This window comes from Aestuariivirga sp., assembly GCF_965227715.1.
Taxonomy (GTDB): Bacteria; Pseudomonadota; Alphaproteobacteria; order Rhizobiales; family Aestuariivirgaceae; genus Aestuariivirga.
In genome coordinates this window covers 3,749,101-3,772,338 of the sequence record NZ_OZ245771.1, presented here as the reverse complement: position 1 = coordinate 3,772,338, position 23,238 = coordinate 3,749,101, and the positions used below count along the sequence as shown (strand labels likewise).

The 23,238-nt window shown below is 62.0% G+C and carries 25 protein-coding genes and 1 tRNA gene; 12 read left to right on the top strand and 14 right to left on the bottom strand.

What is annotated here, in order from left to right; translation table 11 throughout:
• The first annotated feature begins 75 nt into the window (after positions 1 to 75).
• Positions 76 to 2,121 (top strand): PKD domain-containing protein, encoded by a 2,046-nt coding sequence (locus tag ACO06F_RS17805; RefSeq protein WP_421694069.1) that lies wholly within the window; start codon positions 76 to 78, stop codon positions 2,119 to 2,121.
• Here ACO06F_RS17805 and ACO06F_RS17800 read toward each other — a convergent pair.
• Both ACO06F_RS17800 and ACO06F_RS17795 read right to left on the bottom strand, forming a co-directional pair.
• Entirely contained in the window at positions 2,099 to 3,547 is a 1,449-nt protein-coding gene (locus tag ACO06F_RS17800) for a phosphomannomutase (protein ID WP_421694068.1), read from the bottom strand. The two genes, ACO06F_RS17805 and ACO06F_RS17800, sit on opposite strands and share 23 nt — an antisense overlap.
• Before the next feature lie 15 nt (positions 3,548 to 3,562).
• Complete coding sequence (locus ACO06F_RS17795) at positions 3,563 to 4,999, bottom strand: mannose-1-phosphate guanylyltransferase/mannose-6-phosphate isomerase (RefSeq protein ID WP_421694067.1); 1,437 nt, start codon at positions 4,997 to 4,999, stop codon at positions 3,563 to 3,565.
• Between the two features lie 404 nt (positions 5,000 to 5,403).
• Here ACO06F_RS17795 and ACO06F_RS17790 point away from each other — a divergent pair, with 404 nt between their 5' ends.
• Positions 5,404 to 5,772 carry a MarR family winged helix-turn-helix transcriptional regulator gene (locus ACO06F_RS17790; RefSeq protein WP_421694066.1) on the top strand — a complete coding sequence of 123 codons (369 nt, stop codon included), beginning with the start codon at positions 5,404 to 5,406 and terminating at the stop codon, positions 5,770 to 5,772.
• On the opposite strand, the gene ACO06F_RS17785 is transcribed toward ACO06F_RS17790, so the two are convergent.
• The 3 genes from ACO06F_RS17785 to ACO06F_RS17775 form a co-directional block, all read right to left on the bottom strand.
• Entirely contained in the window at positions 5,769 to 6,335 is a 567-nt protein-coding gene (locus ACO06F_RS17785; RefSeq protein ID WP_421694065.1) for a hypothetical protein, read from the bottom strand. The two genes, ACO06F_RS17790 and ACO06F_RS17785, sit on opposite strands and share 4 nt — an antisense overlap.
• Before the next feature lie 97 nt (positions 6,336 to 6,432).
• Positions 6,433 to 7,491 (bottom strand): proline racemase family protein, encoded by a 1,059-nt coding sequence (locus ACO06F_RS17780; protein ID WP_421694064.1) that lies wholly within the window; start codon positions 7,489 to 7,491, stop codon positions 6,433 to 6,435.
• Positions 7,492 to 7,498: 7 nt separating this feature from the next.
• Positions 7,499 to 8,380, bottom strand: a complete 882-nt coding sequence (locus ACO06F_RS17775) for a dihydrodipicolinate synthase family protein (protein ID WP_421696714.1) — start codon at positions 8,378 to 8,380, stop codon at positions 7,499 to 7,501.
• Positions 8,381 to 8,447: 67 nt separating this feature from the next.
• Between ACO06F_RS17775 and ACO06F_RS17770 the strand changes: the two genes are divergently transcribed.
• Positions 8,448 to 9,188, top strand: a complete 741-nt coding sequence (locus ACO06F_RS17770; RefSeq protein ID WP_421694063.1) for a GntR family transcriptional regulator — start codon at positions 8,448 to 8,450, stop codon at positions 9,186 to 9,188.
• Here the strand turns inward: ACO06F_RS17770 and ACO06F_RS17765 are convergent, their stop codons facing one another.
• The gene (locus ACO06F_RS17765; RefSeq protein ID WP_421694062.1) at positions 9,189 to 9,395 is read right to left on the bottom strand and encodes a TOBE domain-containing protein; all 207 of its coding nucleotides are present in this window, start codon (positions 9,393 to 9,395) and stop codon (positions 9,189 to 9,191) included.
• Positions 9,396 to 9,572: 177 nt separating this feature from the next.
• On the opposite strand from ACO06F_RS17765, the gene modA reads away from it, so the two are divergent.
• Complete coding sequence (gene modA, locus ACO06F_RS17760) at positions 9,573 to 10,370, top strand: molybdate ABC transporter substrate-binding protein (RefSeq protein WP_421694061.1); 798 nt, start codon at positions 9,573 to 9,575, stop codon at positions 10,368 to 10,370.
• Between the two features lie 22 nt (positions 10,371 to 10,392).
• Here the strand turns inward: modA and ACO06F_RS17755 are convergent, their stop codons facing one another.
• Complete coding sequence (locus ACO06F_RS17755; protein WP_421694060.1) at positions 10,393 to 10,647, bottom strand: hypothetical protein; 255 nt, start codon at positions 10,645 to 10,647, stop codon at positions 10,393 to 10,395.
• A 188-nt stretch (positions 10,648 to 10,835) separates the two neighbouring features.
• Between ACO06F_RS17755 and ACO06F_RS17750 the strand changes: the two genes are divergently transcribed.
• Together ACO06F_RS17750 and ACO06F_RS17745 are read left to right on the top strand one after the other, a co-directional pair.
• Positions 10,836 to 11,063, top strand: coding sequence for a hypothetical protein (locus ACO06F_RS17750; RefSeq protein WP_421694059.1), 228 nt, complete (start codon positions 10,836 to 10,838; stop codon positions 11,061 to 11,063).
• 355 nt (positions 11,064 to 11,418) lie between these two features.
• Positions 11,419 to 12,324 carry a DMT family transporter gene (locus ACO06F_RS17745; RefSeq protein ID WP_421694058.1) on the top strand — a complete coding sequence of 302 codons (906 nt, stop codon included), beginning with the start codon at positions 11,419 to 11,421 and terminating at the stop codon, positions 12,322 to 12,324.
• A gap of 66 nt (positions 12,325 to 12,390) precedes the next feature.
• Here the strand turns inward: ACO06F_RS17745 and ACO06F_RS17740 are convergent.
• The 4 genes from ACO06F_RS17740 to mnmA form a co-directional block, all read right to left on the bottom strand.
• Positions 12,391 to 12,467 (bottom strand) — tRNA-Met (locus ACO06F_RS17740).
• Positions 12,468 to 12,505: 38 nt separating this feature from the next.
• Positions 12,506 to 13,303: a CDP-alcohol phosphatidyltransferase family protein gene (locus ACO06F_RS17735; RefSeq protein ID WP_421694057.1), complete on the bottom strand. Its 798-nt coding sequence runs from the start codon at positions 13,301 to 13,303 to the stop codon at positions 12,506 to 12,508.
• A gap of 60 nt (positions 13,304 to 13,363) precedes the next feature.
• The gene (locus tag ACO06F_RS17730; protein WP_421694056.1) at positions 13,364 to 14,011 is read right to left on the bottom strand and encodes a class I SAM-dependent methyltransferase; all 648 of its coding nucleotides are present in this window, start codon (positions 14,009 to 14,011) and stop codon (positions 13,364 to 13,366) included.
• A 72-nt stretch (positions 14,012 to 14,083) separates the two neighbouring features.
• Complete coding sequence (mnmA, locus tag ACO06F_RS17725) at positions 14,084 to 15,235, bottom strand: tRNA 2-thiouridine(34) synthase MnmA (protein ID WP_421694055.1); 1,152 nt, start codon at positions 15,233 to 15,235, stop codon at positions 14,084 to 14,086.
• 182 nt (positions 15,236 to 15,417) lie between these two features.
• Between mnmA and ACO06F_RS17720 the strand changes: the two genes are divergently transcribed.
• The 3 genes from ACO06F_RS17720 to ACO06F_RS17710 all read left to right on the top strand — a co-directional run bounded on the left by ACO06F_RS17720 (position 15,418) and on the right by ACO06F_RS17710 (position 18,295).
• Positions 15,418 to 15,696 (top strand): DUF1153 domain-containing protein, encoded by a 279-nt coding sequence (locus ACO06F_RS17720; protein WP_421694054.1) that lies wholly within the window; start codon positions 15,418 to 15,420, stop codon positions 15,694 to 15,696.
• A 110-nt stretch (positions 15,697 to 15,806) separates the two neighbouring features.
• The gene (locus ACO06F_RS17715; RefSeq protein ID WP_421694053.1) at positions 15,807 to 16,406 is read left to right on the top strand and encodes an NAD(P)H-dependent oxidoreductase; all 600 of its coding nucleotides are present in this window, start codon (positions 15,807 to 15,809) and stop codon (positions 16,404 to 16,406) included.
• Positions 16,406 to 18,295, top strand: coding sequence for a monovalent cation:proton antiporter-2 (CPA2) family protein (locus ACO06F_RS17710; protein WP_421694052.1), 1,890 nt, complete (start codon positions 16,406 to 16,408; stop codon positions 18,293 to 18,295). Before ACO06F_RS17715 ends, ACO06F_RS17710 begins: the two co-directional genes overlap by 1 nt.
• A gap of 74 nt (positions 18,296 to 18,369) precedes the next feature.
• On the opposite strand, the gene ACO06F_RS17705 is transcribed toward ACO06F_RS17710, so the two are convergent.
• Positions 18,370 to 19,029 carry an aspartate/glutamate racemase family protein gene (locus ACO06F_RS17705; RefSeq protein WP_421694051.1) on the bottom strand — a complete coding sequence of 220 codons (660 nt, stop codon included), beginning with the start codon at positions 19,027 to 19,029 and terminating at the stop codon, positions 18,370 to 18,372.
• 133 nt (positions 19,030 to 19,162) lie between these two features.
• Here ACO06F_RS17705 and ACO06F_RS17700 point away from each other — a divergent pair, with 133 nt between their 5' ends.
• Both ACO06F_RS17700 and ACO06F_RS17695 read left to right on the top strand, forming a co-directional pair.
• Positions 19,163 to 20,104 (top strand): aminotransferase class IV, encoded by a 942-nt coding sequence (locus ACO06F_RS17700; protein ID WP_421694050.1) that lies wholly within the window; start codon positions 19,163 to 19,165, stop codon positions 20,102 to 20,104.
• Between the two features lie 2 nt (positions 20,105 to 20,106).
• Positions 20,107 to 20,820 (top strand): hypothetical protein, encoded by a 714-nt coding sequence (locus ACO06F_RS17695; RefSeq protein WP_421694049.1) that lies wholly within the window; start codon positions 20,107 to 20,109, stop codon positions 20,818 to 20,820.
• Between the two features lie 69 nt (positions 20,821 to 20,889).
• On the opposite strand, the gene ACO06F_RS17690 is transcribed toward ACO06F_RS17695, so the two are convergent.
• On the bottom strand, positions 20,890 to 21,273 hold the full coding sequence (locus ACO06F_RS17690; protein ID WP_421694048.1) for a flagellar export protein FliJ: 384 nt from the start codon (positions 21,271 to 21,273) through the stop codon (positions 20,890 to 20,892).
• Positions 21,274 to 21,668: 395 nt separating this feature from the next.
• Here ACO06F_RS17690 and ctrA point away from each other — a divergent pair, with 395 nt between their 5' ends.
• Entirely contained in the window at positions 21,669 to 22,379 is a 711-nt protein-coding gene (gene ctrA / locus ACO06F_RS17685) for a response regulator transcription factor CtrA (RefSeq protein WP_421694047.1), read from the top strand.
• A gap of 133 nt (positions 22,380 to 22,512) precedes the next feature.
• Here ctrA and chpT read toward each other — a convergent pair whose 3' ends face one another.
• The gene (gene chpT, locus ACO06F_RS17680) at positions 22,513 to 23,151 is read right to left on the bottom strand and encodes a histidine phosphotransferase ChpT (protein ID WP_421694046.1); all 639 of its coding nucleotides are present in this window, start codon (positions 23,149 to 23,151) and stop codon (positions 22,513 to 22,515) included.
• Between the last annotated feature and the right edge of the window lie 87 nt (positions 23,152 to 23,238).

The window sequence follows — 23,238 nt, the reverse complement described above, 5'->3', positions numbered from 1 at the left end:
AATCATTGCTCAAGCTAAGTTACAACCAGCGCGCAGCCCGAACCGGCTTCTCGCAACGGGGAAGGCTGTCACATCATGTCAATTCTGCTGAAGCGTGCCGCGCGGCTCTTGATGGTGCCCGCCGTCCTGATCTCGTTTTCGAGCCTCTCCAGTGCCGAGAACCCCGCTGGCCGGGCCGAGCGGCTGCGGCCATCCTTCCCGCAGGTCGATCTCGCCGCCCGGAGTGCCGCAGGCAGCGCGGCGGTGGAGAAGCTCGGTCCCAATCTCGATGCGGTTGCGGCCTGGTATGGCAAGAGTGCCGGAGAGCTGAAGCGCGAACTGCTGACGGACCGCAGGCTGCGTGTTGACAGGCGGGGCCGCCTCTTCGTGGTGGATGAACTCGTCATGCCACTCTATGGCTCCACGCCCCCATCCATTCAGCGCGGCGCGCAGGACGGCGAGCTTTCGCCCCTCGACCAGACCTTTTTGCTGCACAGCAAAGCTGGCTCCGCGAAAACCATCTACCTCAACTTCCGCGGCACAACCATCACGGGCACCGCCTGGAATGAGGCCGGAAACACCCTGAACGCTGTCCCTTTCGACATTGATGGGAATGCCTCCGCTTTCTCCACTGCCGAACTGCAGCGCATTCAATATATATGGCAGCGCGTCTCCGAGGATTATGCGCCCTTCGATGTGGATGTGACCACGGAGCCGCCGCCCCCTGAGCGCCTCGCCCGCGCCAGCACGAGTGACAGCGTCTATGGCACGACGGTGGTGATCACGCGGAAGGCAGGCCTCTACTCCTGCAGCTGCGGCGGTGTTGCCTATGTCGGTGTCTTCAACGGCACGTCTGAATTCTATAAGCCCGCCCTGGTGTTCTTTGATGCGCTGGGGAATGGCGACGAGAAATTTGTGGCGGAGGCGATTTCCCATGAGACCGGCCACAATATGGGCCTGAGCCATGATGGCACGGCATCCGTCAGCTATTACACCGGCCAGGGCAATGATGCCGCCACCGGCTGGGCGCCCATCATGGGGGTTGGCTATTACAAGCCGCTCGTGCAGTTCAGCAAGGGCGAGTATGCGGGCGCCAACAACAAGCAGGATGATTTTGCCGTCGCGCAGAGCTTTGGCCTACCGCTCCGCAGCGATGATTATGGCAGCACCACTGCGGCTGCCACAGCCTTCGCTGCCACACCGTCTGGCGCCGCGGCCACTGGCAGCATGAACGGCGTCCTCGAAACGGCTGCAGACCGGGATGTCTTCGCGGTCTTCGCGGGCGCTGGAAGCTTCAGCGCCACGGCGGCCCCTGCTGCACGCGCGGCGAACAGCGATCTCGTGTTCACGCTGATGAACAGCGCCGGAGCGGTGCTGGCCGCCAGCAATCCCGCAAACGCGCTCAACGCGGCGCTCACCTACACCATCGCGGCCCAGGGGACTTATTACATCGAGGTCAAGGGCACGGGCCAGGGCGAAGCCGCCGGCACAGGTTATTCAAACTATGGAAGCGTCGGCCTCTACAAGCTCACCGCCAGCCACGCCGTGCCGGGCAATGCCGCACCGGTGGCCGTTCTGACCGCCACCCCGGCAAGCGGCGTTGCACCTTTGGCCGTAACCCTTGACGGCCGCCGCTCCACCGATGACGAGGCGATCCAGTCCTATCTCTGGGAGTTCGGCAACGGCACGGGAGACACAACCGGCACGCTCACCAACACCCAGCGCACTTATACAACGGCCGGCAGCTATACCGTCCGTCTCACTGTGGTGGATAACAAGGGACTCCGCACCAGCACCACGCAGACCATCACGGTGAGCCCGCCGGTGGTGCCGAAAACCTCCGCAATCCAGGCCTTTCAGATGTCGATCAAGTCCGCATCCTCAGGGCTTGCCAGCGCATCGAGCACCCTCACCGTGGTGAACCAGGCAGGCCAGGTGCTGGCAGGCGCCACGGTGAACGCCGTCTGGAGCGGCGCGGCCAATCAATCCGTGAACGGAAAGACAGCCAGCAATGGCAAGATCACCTTCACATCGCCCAGCAGCAAGGTGAGGAGCTGCTTCATCCTCACCGTCACCAAAATCACCGCAACGGGCTACAGCTTCAGCCCGGCATCCCTGCCTAGGAGCCAGGTGTGCCGCTGACGAGGGGTTGCAGGCGGGCGAGACAGGCCCGCCACAGCCGCTCCGCTTGCTCCATGCCGTGGGATTCCGCGTAGCAGCGGAGCTCCGGCGCATTGCCAGAGGCGCGCACATGGACGATGTCGCCATTGGCGAAAGACGCGCGCACGCCATCAAGACGATCAACGCTTTCGAGCGCTGCTGTGCCATCCCCCAGCAAGGCAGCAATGGCTTCAGGGTCATCGAGGCCGGAGGTGAGCAGCGTGCGGCAGGCGGCAGGATCAATCTCCTGCAGGCGGCCGCTGGCGGTGTGGCGCTGGGGAAGATCCGCGAGCAGAGCCGACAATGGTCTGTTGGATCGCTTTGCATCGGCAAGAACCAGCAGCATGGGCAGAACCGCATCGCGCGTCATCAACGACGCCAGAGTCCTGCCATTGAGGCTCACATCGCTTCCCAGAAGAAACCCGCCATTGGCCTCGAACCCAACCACCGGATGGTACGCCGCCTGCTCCATCCCGGCGATCACATGCGGAGAACCGATGCGCGTGCGCCGCACCTCGCGAAACGCACCTGAGGCCTCGATGGCCGTTGAACTGCTGAGCGGCGTCACCACACTGCCCGCACCAAGCGCGCGCGCCGCAAGAAGACCAAGCACATCGCCGCGCAGCCACTCACCCCTTTCATCGGCGATGAGCGGCCGGTCGGCATCGCCATCGGTTGTCACAATGGCATCGAGCTGATCATCGCGCGCCCAGACCGGGGCAATCGCGCGGTCTTCGGCCCGCACGGCTTCGGTGTCGATGGCCACGAACTGATCGCTGCGGCCAAGGCCAATGGTCTCGGCGCCGAGGCTCCTCAACACATCATGCAGCAGATCCCGCGCCACCGAGGAATGCTCGTAAACGCCGATGCGCAGGCCGCTCAGGGCCCCCGCCCCGAACACCAAACGGTAGCGCGCGGCATAGGCGTCCCGCGGTGCAGGATCTTCCGGCGGCAAGCCCGCTTCGAGCGTCACCGCAGCATCGGCTAGCGGCAGCGCGAAGGAAAGAATGCGCTGCTCGTCCGCCTTGGTGATCTCGCCCTCGGCCCGGTAGAATTTGAGGCCGTTGCGGTCAAACGGAATGTGGCTGCCGGTGACCATGATGGCAGGCACGCCTTCGCGCTGGGCGGCGAAGGCAAGCGCCGGCGTGGGAAGCACACCGGCATTGACGCTCATCACCCCTGCCGCGCGCGCAGCCGCATGGCAGGCGGCTGCAATGGCAGGGCTGCTCGGCCGCAAGTCATGGCCGATCAGCAAAAATCGTGCAGGCGTTTCGAGGATGGCCAGGAAAGCCCATGTATAGGCCGCGCACAGATCAGGTGTGAGAGACGTGACCAATCCCCTGACACCGCTGGTGCCGAAGCCTGCCCCCGCTTCGGCTGCCATATCGCGCAAGTGGCGCTGTACCATCACCCGGGCCTGCCGCTATGGCCGGGCATAAACATCTTCATAACGCGTGATGTCATCTTCACCCAAATAGGAGCCGGTCTGAACCTCGATCAGAACCATTGGGTCCGTGCCGGGATTCTCAAGCCTGTGCCTTTCACCAAGCGGAATGTAGACGGACTGGTTTTCCGTCACAAGGCGAACGCTCTCACCCACGGTCACGCAGGCCGTGCCTTCCACGACCACCCAATGTTCGGCCCGGTGGCGGTGAGACTGGAGCGAAAGTGCTGCACCGGCCAGAACCACGATGCGCTTTACCTGGAAGCGCTCGCCCAGCGCCAGGGTTTCAAACCAGCCCCAGGGGCGGTGGTCCCGCAGAAAGGACGTGGCCTGTTTCACCTGCCGTTCCTTCAGCAGTGAGACGGCATCCTTCACGCGCTGTGCATCGGATTTGCGTGCCACCAGAACCGCGTCGCGCATGGCCACGGCCACAATGTCCTCAAGCCCGATGCCGACCAGCGCAATGCCGTCCTCTTCAGCGCGCAGCAAGCTGTCGCGGCAGCCAAGTGCCAGCACCTGGCCGGTCTGCACCACGCCGTCCGCATCGGCATCGCCTTCATTCCAGATCGCGGCCCAGCCACCAAGATCCGTCCAGCCGCCACGATAAGGCATGGCCCAGAGACCGGACGACTTCTCCATGATGGCATAATCGATCGAGATCGACTGCGCCTCGCTCCAGGCGGAAGGCTCGAGCCGCAGGAAGGTGAGATCGGATTGAGCACTGGCCAGGGCGCGCGTGACGGGGGCCACGAGGCCGGGCGAAAGCCTGTCGAAAACCGCCGCCATCACATCGCTCCGGAACAGGAAGATGCCGGCATTCCACAAGTGCCGGCCCGAGTGCAACATGGCTTCGGCCGCTGCCACATCCGGCTTTTCGACGAAGCCGCTGAGGGCGATTGGCGCCGCAACGTCAGCGTCCACGGGGCCGGCCAATTCGAGATAACCATATCCGGTCTCCGGCCGGTCAGGCGCAATCCCGAAGGTGACAATCCCGCCCTCCTCCGCCGCAGGCGCTGCGCGCGCGACCGCTTGTGCAAAGGACGCCGCATCCGGCATCAGGTGGTCGGAGGGAGCGACGATCATCAGCGCGCCCGGGGCATGGCGCTCAAGCCATAGCGTAGCGGCAAGAATGGCGGGTGCGGTGTTCCGCGGTTCGGGCTCGATCAGGATCGCTGAGGCCATCACGTCCAGTTCCGCCAGTTGGTCGCGCACGATGAAGCGGAATTCGGCGCTCGTCACGATGAGCGGATTTTCGAAGCCCGCCTGCGTGAGGCGCCTCACCGTCGACTGGAACAGGCTTTCCTCGCCAATCAATTTCGAGAATTGCTTTGGAAAGCTTTGGCGGGAGACGGGCCAGAGACGGGTTCCCGAACCGCCGCAGAGAATAACCGGATAGATTTGGCGAACGGGACTCACGCTCAATTTCAAGGCAACTCCACTCCGGTCAGTCAGCGGCTTAACTCTAAGACAGGTCCAATTCATCAGGGATAGAGGAGCCAGCAGAACGAGGCAAGGGGCGCGAAATAATCTCCAGAAATAATGGCCGATTCCACAGGAATGAATTCAGCTGTGGAAACACATCATCAAATTTTCCGCAACCAATTGCACTCAATGCGACCATGCTATGCCTCATCCTGCGCCATCACGCGTGATTATTCGTGCAGGGGTTGCTCTGCCCTCTCCTTATCCGCCCGTCATCGCCAAAAATACTTATGAATATTGTATAGTGAACTACATTGAGTATAATGAAATCGTTTTCTAAATTCCCAGCGGCCGGAACAGCTTTGTGCTGCGGAATGTTATGACGCGGGGCGGATCGAGTGAAAGAGCAAACCGTGGATAAGAACCAACTGATCTTCCGTATTAACCGAGTCGTGCGCGCCATTGAGGCGACGTCAGGTCTCGGCGAACTGGACATTTCGGCGCGCGCCATTCTCAATTTCATTGGAGAGGCAGAGGCCGAGCAGCGCGCGCTGAACGTGTCGGACGTGGTCAAGGGACCGGGATTTGGAACAGCACCCACCGTCTATTCACGGTTGTCCGAGCTGGAGAAGTCCGGCTGGATCAAGTGCATTCCGGATCCACGCGACGGCCGTGCGAAACAGGTTCTCCTCACTCCGCTTGCGCGGCGAACATTTGCCAGAATGTCAACCGAAGCGCGCAAGGTGTTCGCGGCACAGCGTTCCTAAGGACGCCGCACGCCCTTCCGCCTGCGCCAGAAGTGCAGCATGGCGAAGAGGATCAGCGCTGCAATCAGGCAGCCCAGAAAATCGCCCATTGCCATGGTGAGGGTGTTTGGCGCGTAGCGTGACCAGGGCTGAATGCCCAGGGCGCAGAAAAGAAGATTGTGCGTTGCTGCCGATCCCACGCCAACGCCAAGGCTGATGAGCGGCAGGTGGACGGGTGCAAGATCTTTCAGGTCCCGCGTCAGCCCCAGCGCCCGCATGGTGGCGAGAAGAGACAGATATGGTGCGAAGCCCGCCGTGAGCGAGAGCACGGCAATGTGCACCAAGTCCTTGAAGCCGAATTCGCTTCCCGCCAGAAAAATCGTTCCCAGGGAAACACCGGCTGCGGCCCAGATCCCGCCCACCATCAGCGCGAAAAGCCGCACGCCTGACGGCACGAAAATCATGTCGATTCCCGGCGCGAAGAAAAGCCCCGGCAGCAACCGGTTATGGACGAGAACGGACGCAACCCAGGCGAGAGCAGAGGCCACGGTGATGAGAACGATTGTTCCTGGCGAACCCCGCATGCCCCTTGCGCATCCTTCAAGCGCGTGCCGATCCCACATCTATGCGCGCTGCACGGGTAAAATCAATGCTTCTGTTGGAGGGGGAGCAGGGCCCAGATCATGCGCCGGGGATCAGTTCTCCCACTTGCGGGCCCCAGCTGTCGGACAGGGCAAAGCCTTGGCCAAACGGGTCCGCCGCATCGATCCGCAGTTCCTCGCAGCCATAGATCCAGGCCTCGCCGGTAATGCGCGGCAGGATGGCCGGGCAATTGCCAACGCGCGTTTCACCAATGACCTCCGCCGTGAAGGTGCCGCCGATAATGGAGCGTGAGAAGCGCCGGTCACCCGGCTTCACCTCCCCCCTGGCATGAAGCACTGCGAGGTTGGCGGAAGAGCCGGTTCCGCAGGGGGAGCGGTCCACCCGGCCGGGCTTCAGCGTGGTGCAGGTCCTCACCGCGCCGTCTGCGTCCTGCGCGCGGAACATCACATAGGCAATCTCGTCGAGGCCCGCGATCTCAGGATGGCTCACCCTTATCTGGTCTTTGAGCAGTGCCTTGATCTCGATTCCCGCTTCGGCAAGCGCCCGCGCATTGCCGGGCGAGATCGCCAGTCCCACCTGCCCCACATCCACCAGCGCATAAAACACGCCGCCGAAGGCAATGTCTGCGGTGAGCGTCCCCCATTTCGGCGTCTTCACGCGGGCACCCAGCTCCAGAACGAAAGCCGGAACATTGTCGAGGCTCACCGACAGGCAGCGGCCATCCTGGCAATGCGCCCGCGCGGTGATAAGGCCTGCGGCGGTATCGAGACGGACGGTGGTTTCAGGCTCAACCATTTTCACCCGCCCTGTTTCCAGCAGCGCCGTCACGACACAGATGCAGTTCGAGCCGGACATGGGGTGTGCGCGGTCCGCCTGCAGCACGATGAAGCCCCAATCGGCATCAGGCCGGGTGGAGGGTAGAAGCAGGTTCACGCTCATCGCCACATGGGCCCGCGGCTCAAAGGTTACGAAACGGCGCAGGCTGTCATCCACAGTGTTGATGTGGTTCATCTTGTCGAGAATGGTGGCGCCTGGAATTTGCCGAGCGCCCCCGATGATCAGCTTGCCGATCTCGCCCTGACAATGGACGAGCAGAAGCTCCAGGCTGTTCGTCCACAAGGGCGATCGCAGGCTCATGCTTCCCTCACGCCCAGTTCAGGATCGGGTCCATGGCGGTGCTGAACTGTGCTTTCTCTTCTGCCGTAAGCGCGCCCAGCGGCGCCCGGGCCTGACCCACGGGGATGCCCTGCAACTCGCAGCCATATTTGACCTTCTGCACGAACTTGCCGGATTCAAGCGCGTTCATCGCGGCATAGAGCGCCAGCATCTGCTGCTTCGCCGTGGCGAGATCGCCTTGGCGGTAGCTGCGGTCAAGGTCGCAGCAGGCCTTGGCCATGCAGTTGGCCGGACCGCAGATCCAGCAATCCGCACCCCAGAACATGAAGTCGAGCGCCACATCGTCCGACCCGGAGATGAGCTGCAGCCGGTTCTTGTAACGTGACGCGATGCCCACGGCGCGCTGTACCACGCCTGAGCTTTCCTTGATGCCGATGACGCGCGGATGATCCGCCAGTGCATCAAGCAATTCCCATTCAAGCTCAACGCCGTCCTTGCCCGGATAGCTGTAGAGCACGATGTTGATGTCGACAGCGTCCAGCACCGCGTTGAAATGCGCGATCAGTTCAGCTTGCGAGGGCTTGGTGTAGAAAGGCGTTGCGAGCAGCACGGTGTCATATCCGATCTCCTTCGCCTTTTTGGTGTTGGCGATGACACCCTTGGTGTGGGGCGCATTGGTGCCGGCAATCAGGGTCTCGCCCGGCCGGGCAAAATCCTTCACGAAGCGCAGCACCGCCTCACGCTCCTGATCCGAGAGGAAGCTGTATTCGCCGGTGGAGCCGCAGGGCACCCAGCCTGTGACGCCTGCCGCCCGCAGCATGGTGAGGTGGGCCTCGAAAGCCTTGAAATCCACCTCGCCCTTCGCATCAAAGGGCGTCACCAGGGCGGGCATCACACCGGAAAGTTTCAGCGTCATTCGGGTTCTCCTTGTCTGTCGACGGATTGTCGACTATTTGTCGACAAAGTCAAGACGGAGCATGCGGCCAATGGATAAACCAGCGAAAGAAGCGTCCGGCCGCGGCAAGGCGGCAGGCTGGAAGGGTGTTTATGACGTGCTCCGGCGCGAGATTCTGTCGCTCACCCTGGCGCCCGGGGAATTGCTGGATGAGATGAGTCTCTCCCGCCGCTTCGGCTTCTCGCGCTCCCCCATCCGCGAGGCGCTGATCAGGCTGGCGGGAGACGGGCTAGTAGTCACCCTGCAAAACCGCACGACCATCGTGACGCCCGTCGACATCACCCGCTTCCCGCAATATGTGGACGCGCTCGACCTCGCCCAGCGCATCAATACAAGGCTTGCTGCGGAGCTGCGCAGCGATGCTGATCTGGCGGCAATTGCCGCTGAACAAAAGGGCTTCATCGCCGCAGTCCAATCGAAAGACTATCTGGCCATGTCGGAAACCAACAAGGCCTTTCACATGGCCATCGCGCGCGCCGGAAAAAATACCTATCTCGCCACTTTCTACGAAAAGCTGCTGGATGAGGGGCGGCGAATCCTCCACCTCCACTTCGATTACATCGAACGCACGCGGGAAGGCCGCCTCCTCACCGATGAGCACGAGGAGATGATCGACGCCATCCATGCACGCGATGTGGACAGGGCGGACCGGCTCGCCCATGCCCACGCCCGCCAGTTCCGCGATCACTTCCTCGACTTCCTGCGCGCCAATTACACGGCCACAGCAGACCTGGGCGCCACCCTGCCGAAGCGCGGTGCGTGATCAGTCGACCCCGATCATCACGTCCGACGCCTTGACCACCGCATAGGCCGTCTTGCCCGGTGCCAGCTTCAGGTCCTCAACTGCCTCATTGGTGATGGCGGAGGTGATGACGGCATTGCCCACGTCAATCCGCACATGGGCGGTTGTTGCCCCCTTCACCACCTCGAGCACGGTTCCCTTGATCACATTGCGCGCGCTGATCTTCATCTCGTTTTCCTCAGTTTCGTTCATTCCAATTGAATACAGCCAGGATCGTGGGTCACAAAAATTCTTTATGCCCGTTGCTGTTTCATTTCATTTGTTATAGTTGAATGAGCATAACGGTCAAGCCAGCGTCCGGACGGCCGGACATGCACCGGCACGATCAGCAGCAGGAGATGAGAGATGATGGATCGCAGGGCTCTGATGCGCAGCATTGCCGGCGCGCTTGGTGGGCTTGGTCTGGCCCTTGCCGTGAGCCTGTCGCCGGCAGCGGCAGCGGACAAGGTGACGGTCTTCGCCGCAGCGAGCCTCAAGAACGCCCTCGATGATGCCAGCGCCGCGTGGACGGCGGCAAGCGGCAAGGAAACCACCATCGCCTATGCGGCAAGCTCAGCCCTGGCCAAGCAGATCGAGGGCGGCGCACCGGCAGATGTGTTCATCTCCGCCGATCTCGACTGGATGAAATATCTGGCGGACAAGAATCTGATCGCGCCCGGCACCGAAGTGAAACTGCTCGGCAACACGCTGGTGCTTGTGGCCCCTGCAAGCTCTGCGGCCAAAATCGAGATTGCCCCCGGCTTCGACATTGCGGGGCTGGTCGGCAGCGGCAAGCTGGCTGTCTGCGATGTGAAGGCAGTGCCCGCCGGCAAATACGGCAAGGCGGCGCTCGAGAAGCTTGGGGTGTGGGCAAGTGTCGAGGGCAAGATTGCCCAAGCCGAAAATGTGCGCGCCGCGCTGAAGCTCGTCGCCACCGGCGAAGCTCCTGCCGGGATCGTCTACCAGACGGACGCCAATGCCGAGCCCAAGGTCAAGGTTCTGGGCACCTTCCCAGCAGATACCCATCCGGAGATCGTCTATCCAGCTGCCCTTACCGCCACGGCGGAAAAGAACCCAGATGCCGCGGCCTTCCTCGCCTTCCTGCAGTCCGAGGCGGCGCTGGCCATCTTCAAGAAGCATGGCTTCATCATTCTCCCGAAGTAAAACGGAGCGTTCAAGCCGCCGGTCAATCACGCAAAGACCGGCGGCCCATCAGGGCATCAATCGCACCGCGCGGGTCAAAGGACATGGCAACGTCATAGAAGCCGCAACGGTCGGCGAAGGCCATGACGATGTCTTCGAGGGCAACATTCTCGGCCGCCCATTTCTGCCTCACCTTTTCGGCCTCCTCATAAACCTGAATGCACGTCCGCCTTTTCGCCCGCAGCACAGAGTCGATTTCGCGGATGATTGCGTGGGGCATATTCATGTCTGGATACATTGTTGGCAGCTCCTGAGAAGCCACGATGGGCTCCTCGCGGAATTTGGCAATCCGCCAACGGCACAACTGCCCACGGTGTTGCCGCTCGCACAAAGCACCTCCTTTGCTCCCCTGCCTCCTCTTGCTCAACTGCAGCTTATTCCGCTATATGAGTAACTAGCGCAGAGCGTGACCATGAAGGGCAGGGCATGGACAGGGAAGATCGCGACATTCGCCTTCAGATCATGCTTCAGCCACAGGAACTTAGCGCCATCGAAGAGTGGCGCTTCGCGAAGCGCATGCCGAGCCGGGCCGCTGCTGTTCGCGAACTCCTCCGCCGCGGCCTCGCCTCTGAAGGTTTCCTGACAGCACCGGACGGCAAACTCTCCGGCGAATTCACGGTCATGGAGAATGCCCAGGCGAAGCAGCGCGGTTAATTGCAATCAAAGGCTTTGCTTTTCCCAATATTCGACCTCAAGTTGGACCACTAAACTGTCTGAAATTGGACTTAAGTCCGCCCCTCTGACCGAAGATATACGGGCAGGCATGTATACAGGGGGCGAAATCTACATGACTTGGCTGTGGAGCATCGGTGCGATTTACGCCGTGCTGGCCCTGTTTGCCTTCGCCGCCTGCAAAGTGGGCGGGGACAGCGGAGACCCAGACGGGGTCTAAACCTCACGTCATCCATTCTAAAAAGGCGCAAGCGGATGCGCGGGCCGCCCATCCCTCTGCGGTGGCTGCGCTGGTGGGGGCAAGACCCATCGGATAGAAGCACACGGCGAATTCATCATGCCCCAGGACATTCCCGTGAAAAGCGGTGCGTCAGCCATGGTGCCGGTGCTGGTTTGCACACTGGCGATCTTCCTTTTGTCGGCCATGGATGCCGGCATGAAGGCGCTTGTCATTGCCATCGGCGTCTACAACACCGTTCTCTGGCGCACCGTGCTGGCAACCGGCGTTGCCGGGGCCGGATGGGGATTTCGCTCAAGGTCGCTGCCACCCTTGCGCTCGCTCAGGCTTCATGCGCTGCGGGCGCTGGTCGTCGGCATCATCCTGATCACCTTCTTCTGGGGTCTGGCCCGCGTGCCCCTGGCCGTCGGCATCGGCCTCAGCTTCATCGCACCGCTGTTTGCGCTGTTGCTGGCCTCATTGATGCTGGGCGAGCGCATCCGCATGGCGGCGATCTGGGCTGCGGCCATTGGCTTTGGCGGCGTGGTGATCATTCTCATCGGCCAACTCGGCGCATCGGACTATTCGCGTGATGCGCTGTGGGGCACGATCTCGATTTTCGTCTCCACGGTTTTCTACGGTTATAATCTGGTGCTGACACGCAAGCAGGCGCAGCTCGCCAAGCCCATCGAGATCATGTTCTTCCAGAACCTGGTGCTACTCGCCATCCTCGCGGCCGCAGCACCGTGGATTGCCCTGGCCCTGCCGCGGGAATTCTGGCTGCCGCTGGTGGGGGTCACAATCCTCTCGCTCAGCGGGCAATATCTGATGAGCTGGTCCTATGCGCGGGCTGAGGCGCAATATATGATCTCGACGGAGTATTCAGCCTTCATCTGGGCCATCGCCCTGGGCTGGTTTGCCTTCGGAGAGCCCGTCACCTGGCCCACACTGGCCGGCGCCAGCCTGATCATCGCAAGCTGCTGGATTGCCACCTGGGCCAGTTCGCGAAACGTGAGAGGCGATTAGAACGCGCCTCGGGCGAACTGATCGATGTGGCCACCTTCCCCCAGGGATTGAACAGTGGGAGACTGATGGTAGCGGGAGAGGGACTCGAACCCCCGACCCCAGGATTATGATTCCCGTGCTCTAACCAACTGAGCTACCCCGCCAGAGATGGCGCGGATATAGGGCCGGGATGAGGGTGCCGTCAAGCTGCCTCTCCGGGGTCTGCTTCGCTTTCCTGCTCTTTCTTGATGAAGGTGCGCCACAGGGAAATGAACAGGAAATAGAGGCTTGCCGCCACCCACACCCAGAGCTGCACGTCTTCGACTTTGCCCCAGTCGCTCCGGTCCTTCGCCTGGATGATGAGACTCAGGGACATGGCGGCCCACAGCACCGTCATCGGGATGGTGATTTCCCGCCAGTCGGTGACCCGCAGCGGGTGCACGAATTTGATGGGGATGAAGGTCAGCACGCAGAGGAAGGCGATGGTGAGCAGATTGGTGAGGGGCCCCGTCTGCAGCACGAAGAAATAGAGCACCACCACATTCCACAGCGCCGGGAAGCCCACGAAATAATAATCGTCCGACTTCATGCCGACATTGGCGAAGGTGTAGCAGGACACCGCCATGATGGCCGCTGCCGATATCAGGCTCCAGGTCTGGCCCGAGAAGATGAACTCGACCGGCGCCATGTCAAACCAGTAGACCATGAGGGCGGGCACGGCCACATAGGTGAAGAAGTCGATGACGTTGTCCAGCGTGCGGCCGTCGACATTGGGCGTGTATTCGAGCACGCGTGCCTTGCGCGCCAGCGTTCCGTCCACCCCGTCCACAAACAGGGCAAGCCCCAGCCACATGAAGGCGGCGACGGGATCGTTCTTCAGCACGGAAACGAGCGCCAGGAAGCCCAGCACAATTCCGCATGTGGTGAAGGCATGGACCGCCCACGCGACACCCTTCTTTACATCACGGTCGATGTTGGGGTGCAGGTTGATCTTGGCCAAGGCACGGATTCTCCCATGTGAAGCCCGACTATAGGAAAGAGGGCCCCCTGAGGCAAATGCCTAAGCCCGTTTCGTAAATTCCAGCAAGGTGAAGAAACCGAAGGGCTTAACTTCGAGGCGGGACTGAAGCTGGAGATCCGGGCAGACGAGGATCGTCTCAACCGGAAATTCCGGCCGCCAGCCGAGGCGGGAGGCATAGCGCGCAAGGCCCCTCTCCAGCGCGCCGCGAAAGCCATCCTCCACGCTGAAATGGTTGCAGATCAGCACCGTTCCGCCCGGCTTGGTGACCCGGGCCAGCTCGCGCATCACGGCCTGGGGTTCGGGCACCACCGTCATCACGAACATGGCCACGGTCACGTCGAAGGAGCAGTCCGGAAAGGCGAGGGCCGTTGCATCCATTTCGATGAGGGCTTCGATATTGCCCTGGCTGCCGCGCGCCACACGCTCCCGCGCGCGGGCCAGCATGTCCGGAGACAGATCGATCCCCGTCACTTTCAGTTGTTGCCCGTAATGGGGAAGTGCAAGGCCTGTCCCCACGCCCGCCTCAAGAAGGCGGCCGGAAAAGCCATTGGCCCGTGCCGTGACCTGGCGGACGGCAGCTTCCACGAATTTGCCGAAAGTCCGGTCATAAACCGGCGCCCAGCGGCGATAGGCCTGGCGGACGTCTGAAGCGTCGATGGCGGCGAGGCCGCGGGTGGGACCGGTCATGAGCGTCTCTATACTCCCTGCATGCGCCCCGCCGGAAGGGCAGATCGGCAACGGCCCAGCCACAGCCGGGTTTCAGGCTCTGGCGATGAATCCGCCGCCCAGAACTCTCTGGCCGGGGCCTTCCCCCGCATAAAGAACGCAAGCCTGGCCGGGGGAGACGCCATATTCCCCGCCCCGGATGGTGACAGCAGGGCCTTCCCCATCAAGCCGGATCTCGGCCGGTGACGGCGGCCTGGTGGAACGGATCCGCGCATAAAGCGGCTGGGCTTCAGGCGACAGTGCCCCCTCCCCCAGCCAGTTGAGGCCCGAAAGGCGAAGCTCCGTCCGCTTCAGCGCCTCGCGCGGTCCCACGATCACGCGCCGGGAGGGGGCATCGATCTTCACCACATAGAGAGGTTCGCCCCCGGCAATGCCGAGGCCCCGGCGCTGGCCGATGGTGAAATGGATGATGCCCTCATGCCGGCCCAGCACCCGGCCATCGAGATGGGCGATGTCACCTGGCTCCACGCCCTCCGGCCTCAGCTTGCGGATCAGCTCCGCATAATCACCTTCCGGAACAAAGCAGATGTCCTGGCTGTCCGGCTTCTCCGCAACGCCAAGGCCCAGCTCCGCCGCGATGGCGCGGGCTTCCGCCTTGGTGAGGGCGCCTAAGGGAAAGCGCAGATAATCAAGCTGCGGCTGGGTGGTGGCGAAGAGGAAATAGCTCTGGTCCCGGGCGAGATCTGCGGGTGTGAACATGTCCCGCTGGCCTGAGCCATCCGCGCGAGCACGGCTCTCCACATAATGGCCCGTGGCCAGCACGGCCGCGTCCAGGTCACGCGACCGGGCCAGGAGATCGGCGAATTTGACGGTGCGGTTGCAGGTAACACACGGGATCGGCGTTTCGCCCGCCAGATAGCTCGTCACGAATTCATCGATGACGGCTTCCTTGAAGCGGGATTCGAAATCGAGCACGTAATGTGGAATGCCCAAGGCTGCAGCCGCGCGGCGCGCATCGTGAATGTCCTGGCCCGCACAGCAGGCACCCTTGCGCCGCACCGCTTCACCATGATCGTAAAGCTGCAGCGTGATCCCCACCACATCGAAGCCCGCCTGCTTCAAAAGCGCGGCGGTGACGGTCGAATCGACCCCGCCCGACATGGCGCAGACAATGCGTATCGTGGACGGGTCTCCGGCAAGGCCGACCGTCTCGCGAACGCTGTCAATGAGGGACTGTCCGATCATCAGGGCCACTAGATGGGCGATCGGGCGGCGAAAGTAAACGCCCGGAAGCGCAAGGTTGTGCTGAAATGACACCACGGAAGTGATGCCGTTTGGGAAATCTTCAGAACTACTTAGCCGATTTTTAAGAGCCACTGCCTAGGGTTGGGGCCTGTGAGTAGCTGCGTATTGGTTGAGTTTCCTTCATGAACGGTCAGTTGCGTTCCCGCGTGAACTACGTCATCGGCCCGGACGGCAGCCCGCTGACCGTTGCCGATCTGCCGCCGCCTGGCAATCAACGCTGGGTGATCCGCCGAAAGGCGGAGGTGGTGGCGGCTGTCAGGGGCGGTTTGTTGAGTTTGGAAGAAGCGTGCGATCGTTATGTCCTCACTGTCGAGGAGTATCTGAGTTGGCAGCGTTCGATCGACAGGCATGGACTTGCGGGCCTCAGGACCACCAGGATCCAGGATTACCGGTCGAACTGACAGGCCCAATCCCCTGCAAGGGAGCCGTGACGCAAGTCCGGCTCCCATTTGCATGGGGCGGGCGCGCTGAAGACTTCTAGCGCCGTGCACATTATGGCAGGATCGTTCCCATGAAAGTCCTGATCCTCCACGCCCACCCCCGCATCAAGGCCTCCGTCGTGCAGCGCGCCATGCTCAAGGCCCTGAACGGCCTCGAAGGCGTCTCCATCGTCGATCTCTATGCCGCCTATCCGTCCTTTGACATCAATGTGCCGCGGGAGCAGAACCGCCTGCTGGCACATGATGTGATCATTCTGCAGCATCCGTTCTACTGGTACTCATCCCCCTCGATCATCAAGGAATGGCAGGATCTGGTGCTGGAGAATGGCTGGGCCTACGGGCCGGGCGGCACGCATCTGGCCGGGCGCTTCCTGATGTCCGCCATTTCGACGGGTGGCTCGGGCGAGGCCTATCACCACAGCGGCCGCAACCGCTTCGAGATCGATGACTTCCTAAGCCCCTTCAACCAGACGGCCTATCTCTGCTCCATGGCCTATCTGGCGCCCTTCGTCATTCATGCGGGGCGGCGCATGCCGGCCGCTGAATTATCCGCCGCGGCCGAATCCTATCGCGATCTGATTGTGGGCCTGCGCGATGGCACAATCGACCCCATGTCACGCCTGGCGCCGGGCTTCACCCTGCCGCCCGCTTTCAACCGCGAGGCCATGTGATGCACCAGCAGGACTTACTCCTCGGCGCCTTCGTCTATCTCGCCGCCGCCGTGATCGCCGCACCTTTGGCCACGAGATTGGGCCTCGGCTCGGTGCTGGGCTATCTCGTGGCCGGCATGATCATCGGCCCCTCGCTTCTGGGCCTGATTGGGGGCGACGGCGAGAATGTCATGCATTTCGCCGAATTCGGCGTGGTCGTGATGCTCTTTCTCGTGGGCCTTGAACTGCAGCCATCGAAACTCTGGTCGCTGCGCCGTCCCATCATCGGACTGGGCGGCTTACAGGTGGTGGTGACAGCCGCAGTTCTCGGCCTCTGCGCCCTGGCGCTGGGCTTCGAATGGCAGGCGGCGACAGCGGCAGGCCTGATCCTCGCCATGTCATCCACGGCCATTGTGCTCCAAAGCCTCAATGAGCGCGGCCTGCTCAAGACCTCAGCCGGGCAATCGGCTTTCTCCGTCCTGCTGTTTCAGGACATTGCGGTGATCCCCATCCTCGCCCTGCTGCCGCTGCTGGCCGCCACGGACGCTTTTGACCCGCGCGAGGCGACCCTGATCGGCGATTTTCCGGGCTGGGTGCAGACGCTCGCCGTGCTGGCGGCCGTGGCCGTCGTCGTGCTGGCCGGGCGCTTTCTCACGAGGCCCCTCTTCCGTTTCGTGGCGGACACCGGCCTCCGGGAAATTTTCGTAGGCCTTGCCTTGGTCATGGTGGTGGGCATCGCGCTTCTGATGCAACTCGTCGGGCTTTCCGCCGCCCTCGGCACCTTTCTTGCGGGCGTGGTGCTGGCCGAAAGCGAATACCGCCACGAGCTTGAAATGGATCTTGAGCCATTCAAGGGTCTGCTACTGGCGGTGTTCTTCATTGCGGTGGGCGCCGGGATCGACTTCTCTCTGCTGATCAGCCAGCCGCTTCTGCTTCTGGGCCTCGTCCTGGGCTTCATACTCGTGAAGCTTGCCGTGCTCTTCCTGCTGGCCAGGCTCTTTGACATGGGCGGGCCCGATGCCTCGCGCTTTTCTTTCGCATTGGCCCAAGGCGGCGAGTTTGCCTTCGTGCTGATCTCCTTCGCCTCAGGGCTCAGCCTCATCGATCCGGCGCAGTCAGGACTTCTGGTGGCCGTTGTGGCGATCTCGATGGCGGCAGCGCCGATTCTCATGCTGTTCGACAGCCGCGTGATGCAACCCTATTTCGAACGCAAGCCCGATGCCCGCGCCAGCGACCAGATCGAGGAGACCGGCCACAAGGTCATCATCGCCGGCCACGGCCGCTTCGGCATGACGGTGGGCCGCCTGTTGCAGGCCAACGGCATCCGCGCCGTGACGCTGGACCATGACGCCGAGCAGATCGACGCGCTCCGCAAATTCGGCTTCAAGGTCTATTATGGCGATGCCTCCCGCCACGATCTGCTGGAAGCCGCAGGTGCCGCTGACGCGGATGCGCTGGTGATCGCCATCGACGACCCGGAGAAGATTCTTGAAATCGCCGAAACGGCGCAGCGGCATTTCCCGAAGCTTCGCATCATCTCCCGCGCCTTCGACCGCGTTCACGCCTACCGGCTGATCAATGCCGGGGTGGAGGATGTGCACCGCGAGGTCTTCGCCTCCTCGCTGGATGTGGGCGAACAGCTGCTGGTGCGGCTGGGCTTTCACCCATTCGAGGCTCGCCGCGCCGCCCAGCGTTTCCGCGCCCATGACGAAAAGCTGCTGCGCCGGGCCGCAAAGCATGTGGACGATACCCAGCGCCTGGTGGACATCGCCCGCCAGGGAACGGAGGAAATCGAGCGCGTGCTGGCCTCGGACGTGAGCGTCGTCGTGCTTGCCCCGGATCACGCCTGGGAAGCCCCTGACCGCACCCGCGAAGACGCCACAGAGGATGGCCCGCCGCGCGCCTCCTAGACCGACGGACGTTGCAGATGGAATCTCATCCGGGGGCCAATCAGTCCTGCCGTTAACAAAGGTGGCGGCTGATCTCACGCGGATCGAGAAGCCCCCAATTGTTGCGCGACATGCTCCATGCCGATCTCGGGGTTCGTCAGATAGGGGCATTGCACTGCCCCGCCGATGGCATCCGCCATCGAAGCCTGTGCCAGCACGATGAGGTCAACCCCAACGGCAAGTCTTGCGAAACCTTCCCGCACTGACTCGTCATGCCCCGTCCTGTCGCCGTCCCTGAGTTTCGCGAATGCTCCCTCGCAGAGAAAATGCGAGATTTCGCATTTAGCCCCCGCTGCCACGGCCTCGTCCGCGAGAAGCGCTGCGGTAGGCCTGAGCGTCGTCGGCAGCGTGGCGAGAACGCCGATCCGCCGCGCCTGACCGGCCGCCACCTTCGCCATCCCGCGGTCGATACGGAACAGTGGCACGGGTGTGATGGGCCGCATGGCATCGACGGCGCCGCCCAGCGTCGAGCAGGTCACCACCACGGCCTCGGCTCCCGCATCGGCAGCAGCGAAGATATAGCCCGCGAGGCGCTGCACCGTCCTCGAAGCAACCTCACCGCGCTCGATCGTATCCAGCAGCAGGCTCTCGTCCACCACAGCATAACTGGACCACCCCGGAAGCTTTTGTTGCGCCAGGGCACGGAAGCGGTCGGCATGCCAAGGTGCTGTATGAATGAACGCTAGCTTCTTCACCCGTGACCCTCCGCCCCGCGGCCGAACCAATGTAACCTGCCTTGCAGCGCACCGTCCATGGCCCAAAGGGAGGTGCATCTTCTCGCGAACCGCTCTAAACAGCGATCCCATTGATCCGGCAAAGGCTAGCCCGATGGCAGAAAACATTCACGACGTTAAAATCGATCCCCGCAATCTCGATATCCTGATCTCGGTCAATGGCCGCCTGGTGCCGCGCGCCGAGGCCATGGTCTCGGTGTTCGATTCAGGCTTCATCTTAGGTGATGGCGTGTGGGAAGGCCTGCGCCTCGTCAAAGGCGGCGTGCCCTTCCTGCGCGAGCACATCGAGCGGCTTTATGAAGGGGCGAAGGCGATTTTCATGGAGATCGGCCTTTCGCCCGATGATCTTGTGAAGCGCCTGTTTGACTGCATCGATGCCAACAAGATGGAAGATGGCGTCCACATCCGGCTGATGGTCACACGCGGGGTGAAGGCCACGCCCTATCAGGACCCGCGGGTTACCATTTCAGCACCCACCATCGTCATCATTCCAGAATACAAGACGCCCAATCCGGAGAAGACGGCGAAGGGCCTCGTGCTCCACACCGTGCATGTTCACCGCGGCGCGCCTGATGTTCAGGACCAGAAGCTCAATTCGCACTCGAAGCTCAACTGCATCACTGCCTGCATTCAGGCGGCCAATGCCGGCGCGGATGAAGCGCTGATGCTGGATCCTTTGGGATTTGTCGCCACCTGCAACTCCACGCATTTCTTCATCGTGCGCCGGGGCGAGCTGTGGACCTCCTCCGGGCAATACTGCATTCCCGGCATCACGCGCGGCAACATGATCAGGCTGGCGAAGGAGCTTGGCATTCCCGTGTTCGAGAAGCAGTTCTCGCTTTATGATGTGTATGGCGCAGACGAAGCCTTTGTCACCGGCACCTTCGCGGGCCTCATCCCCGTGCGTGTGATCGACGGCCGACCGGTGCGCCACCCGATGTCGGTGGAGGAATGGCCGGGCGCCGGGCCTGTGTCTCAGCGGCTCTCCGCCGCTTACAAGGCGCTCTGCCTCAAGGACGCGCGGAGGAGCCTCTGACCATGACCAATATCGCCATGTGGTCCGGCCCCCGCAACATCTCGACGGCCATGATGTATTCTTTCGGCAACCGGGCTGACTGTGTGGCCTGGGACGAGCCCTTCTATGCCTTCTCTCTTGTCCATCACGGCAATGACCATCCGATGCGCGATGAGATCATCCAGGCGGGCGACAGCGATTGGCAAAGCCTCGTCGCCAGATGCCTGGCCCCGGCGGAGAAGCCCGTCTTCTACCAGAAGCACATGACCCACCACATGCTCAAAGGTTATGACCGGGCGTGGATCAAGGGCTTGACCAACGCCTTCCTCATCCGCAGGCCCGAGCGCGTGCTCTCGAGCTACGCCCGGAAATGGTCGGACGTGACCCTGCGCGACATCGGCTTTGCCGAACAGGCGGAGATTTTCGAAATGGTTGCCGATCATCTGGGAGTGGCACCGCCGGTGGTCGATACCGACGATATTCTGCTGAACCCGCGCGCCACGCTATCAAGCTTGTGCGAAGCTTGCGGCATTCCCTTTGACGGCGCGATGCTGACTTGGCCGGCCGGCCCCAAACCATATGACGGCGTGTGGGCGCCGCACTGGTACAACGCCGTATGGGCGTCCACGGGTTTTGCGTCGCCCCCCGAAGACATGCCGGTGCTTCCGGCGCCGCTGCAGAAAATCGCGGACGAGGCGCGCCCGCTTTACGAGCAGCTGAGGCAGCACAAGCTGTAGCATTCTTGGTCCGTCAACCCGGCCTGCGCCGGGGTGACGGATCGTGTCACACGCGAAGAGAAAATAAGCCTAGCGCATGCCCTGCGCGGCGGCCTGGATCGGCATGAGGCCGCCCGATCCCTGGGCGTCCTTTTCTGCCAGCATTTCGGCGCGGCGCAGTTCCTGCTCTTCAATGGCAAGGGCAAGCTGCACGTCGTTCAGCTGGTCGCGCAGGTCGGCGATGGAGCGCATGAGATTGTCACGCCGCGCGCGGGCGGACTTGGCGGTCAGCGAATAATTGAAATGTGCCGGGTCTGAAACACCGCTTCGCCCTTCCTCGAACTTCACCTGGGCATCCAGATCATCGTACTTGCGCATGAAGTCCTGGATCATGAAGTCGATATCGGCAGCTTGACGGCGCTTCTCCTCGGTGCGGAAACGGTGCAGCCGAAGGAGCGTTTCGCGTGAACGCATTGTGGACCCCTTACTCTACTCAAATCACTTAACGGGACGAGGCAATCGTCCCTTTTCACGATTCCGCGAATCAACTAGGCAAGAAGGATTCCGGCTGGCGTGCAGTTCGCATGATGGGCCGGCAAGCTTAAGGGGCGGTAAACCGGGCAGTCGTTCCGGTTCTGGGCAATCGCGGTGCAGTTGTGCCGCTGTCATATCTATATGTAGCGGGCCTGGGGCAAAGGCCACTACATCTCGTCTGAGATGTGAATGGGTTGCGCATGGTGAATTAGGGTTTGTTAACCTTTCCCAGCTTATCTTGGGCGTCAACATTAACGGTGAGTTGTGCGCGGGGCCCGGTCGGCCTGCAAACCGGAAGGCTCCACGGCGGGGCTGGGGACCATAGGGGATTCGAGATGAGGGTATTGCTGATCGAGGATGATACCGCGACGGCCCAGAGCATCGAACTGATGCTCAAGTCGGAAGGCTTCAACGTCTATACCACTGACCTAGGCGAAGAAGGCGTCGACCTCGGAAAGCTTTATGATTACGACATCATCCTGCTCGATCTGAACCTGCCTGACATGTCGGGCTACGAGGTTCTGAAGACACTCCGTGTGGCCAAGGTGAACACGCCAATCCTGATTCTCTCCGGCCTCGCCGGCATCGAGGACAAGGTGAAGGGCCTGGGCTTCGGCGCCGATGATTACATGACCAAGCCCTTCCACAAGGATGAGCTGGTGGCGCGCATTCATGCCGTCGTCCGCCGCTCCAAGGGCCATGCGCAATCGGTCATCATCACCGGCGATCTCTGCGTCAATCTCGATACCAAGACGGTGGAAGTGGGCGGCGCCCGCGTGCACCTGACCGGAAAGGAATACCAGATGCTGGAGCTGCTCTCGCTCCGCAAGGGCACCACGCTCACGAAAGAGATGTTCCTCAATCATCTCTATGGCGGCATGGATGAGCCCGAACTCAAGATCATCGACGTCTTCATTTGCAAGCTCAGAAAGAAGCTCGCCAATGCGGCGGGCGGCAAGAACTTCATCGAAACCGTCTGGGGCCGCGGCTATGTTCTCCGCGAGAACGCTCCGCCCATGGGCGAGGACCTGCGCGAGAGCGCTTGAAGTAAGTTATACGAAGTGCCCTGCACTTATTCATGATCGCCGGGCGTGTCCCGGCGATTCTTTTTGTGCACCCTAAAAAAGATGCGCGGATCAAGTCCGCGCAGAATGAAAGTGGAAAGCAGAGCCCTGCCGGCTAAGATGCCTTCACCAGCACATCGGCCCCGTCCATCTCCATGCTGAGAACAAGGCTGGCGGAGCGGGCCAGCGCCTTGGCGTAATAGGGCTGCACCAGACGGGCATCGAGGGCTGTGAGATCAACCGTTCCGGCCAGAACCTGCGCGATCTGTTCCGGCACCTTGGCGCGGTCGCCCACGGCACGGACGGTGAAAATATCACCCTCAACCGTGACGGTGACGAGGCCGCCGCGGGGAATGCCGGCAATCGCCATCAGCATCATGTTAAGAAGAAGCTTCACCTGCTGCTTCGGGCGGTTCTCACGCGGTGCATTCCATTCGAGCTTCACCTTCTCCTCGCCCACGAAGGCCTTGGCGATTTCGCCCGCTTCCGACATGTCAATCAGCGCGCCGGCCGAACCCGCGGCACCAAACGCGATGCGGCAGAACTTCAGCTTGGCGGCAGCGGTGCGCGCTGAACTCCTGACCATGGCCATGGCCGTTTCCTTGGTCTCGGCATCCATCTCCGGATCGTCGATCAGCTCGAGTCCGTTGGCGATGGCGCCCACAGGCGAGATCACGTCATGGCAGACGCGGCTGCACAGAAGCGCCGCAAGGTCGAGGTCGGAGAGTTTCGCGTCAAAGGCGAGGTCTGACATGGGTGTTCCCTGGGCCGAGTGATTCGTGTGACTGTTGTACCATCAGCACCTTACAATTTCCGCATTGACTGAGACTGCTTTCGCGAC

Coding starts and splice junctions, on each gene's coding strand:
- mnmA (WP_421694055.1), bottom strand. CDS start 15,235: ATGATCGGACAGTCCCTCATTGACAGCGTTCGCGAGACGGTCGGCCTT.
- ACO06F_RS17765 (WP_421694062.1), bottom strand. CDS start 9,395: ATGAAGATCAGCGCGCGCAATGTGATCAAGGGAACCGTGCTCGAGGTG.
- ACO06F_RS17785 (WP_421694065.1), bottom strand. CDS start 6,335: ATGCGGGGTTCGCCAGGAACAATCGTTCTCATCACCGTGGCCTCTGCT.
- ACO06F_RS17750 (WP_421694059.1), top strand. CDS start 10,836: ATGGACAGGGAAGATCGCGACATTCGCCTTCAGATCATGCTTCAGCCA.
- ACO06F_RS17755 (WP_421694060.1), bottom strand. CDS start 10,647: ATGTATCCAGACATGAATATGCCCCACGCAATCATCCGCGAAATCGAC.
- ACO06F_RS17770 (WP_421694063.1), top strand. CDS start 8,448: ATGCGGCCAATGGATAAACCAGCGAAAGAAGCGTCCGGCCGCGGCAAG.
- ACO06F_RS17695 (WP_421694049.1), top strand. CDS start 20,107: ATGACCAATATCGCCATGTGGTCCGGCCCCCGCAACATCTCGACGGCC.
- ACO06F_RS17745 (WP_421694058.1), top strand. CDS start 11,419: ATGCCCCAGGACATTCCCGTGAAAAGCGGTGCGTCAGCCATGGTGCCG.
- modA (WP_421694061.1), top strand. CDS start 9,573: ATGATGGATCGCAGGGCTCTGATGCGCAGCATTGCCGGCGCGCTTGGT.
- ACO06F_RS17700 (WP_421694050.1), top strand. CDS start 19,163: ATGGCAGAAAACATTCACGACGTTAAAATCGATCCCCGCAATCTCGAT.
- ctrA (WP_421694047.1), top strand. CDS start 21,669: ATGAGGGTATTGCTGATCGAGGATGATACCGCGACGGCCCAGAGCATC.
- ACO06F_RS17690 (WP_421694048.1), bottom strand. CDS start 21,273: ATGCGTTCACGCGAAACGCTCCTTCGGCTGCACCGTTTCCGCACCGAG.
- ACO06F_RS17800 (WP_421694068.1), bottom strand. CDS start 3,547: ATGGTACAGCGCCACTTGCGCGATATGGCAGCCGAAGCGGGGGCAGGC.
- ACO06F_RS17715 (WP_421694053.1), top strand. CDS start 15,807: ATGAAAGTCCTGATCCTCCACGCCCACCCCCGCATCAAGGCCTCCGTC.
- ACO06F_RS17710 (WP_421694052.1), top strand. CDS start 16,406: ATGCACCAGCAGGACTTACTCCTCGGCGCCTTCGTCTATCTCGCCGCC.
- ACO06F_RS17720 (WP_421694054.1), top strand. CDS start 15,418: ATGAACGGTCAGTTGCGTTCCCGCGTGAACTACGTCATCGGCCCGGAC.
- chpT (WP_421694046.1), bottom strand. CDS start 23,151: ATGTCAGACCTCGCCTTTGACGCGAAACTCTCCGACCTCGACCTTGCG.
- ACO06F_RS17730 (WP_421694056.1), bottom strand. CDS start 14,011: ATGACCGGTCCCACCCGCGGCCTCGCCGCCATCGACGCTTCAGACGTC.
- ACO06F_RS17780 (WP_421694064.1), bottom strand. CDS start 7,491: ATGAGCCTGCGATCGCCCTTGTGGACGAACAGCCTGGAGCTTCTGCTC.
- ACO06F_RS17805 (WP_421694069.1), top strand. CDS start 76: ATGTCAATTCTGCTGAAGCGTGCCGCGCGGCTCTTGATGGTGCCCGCC.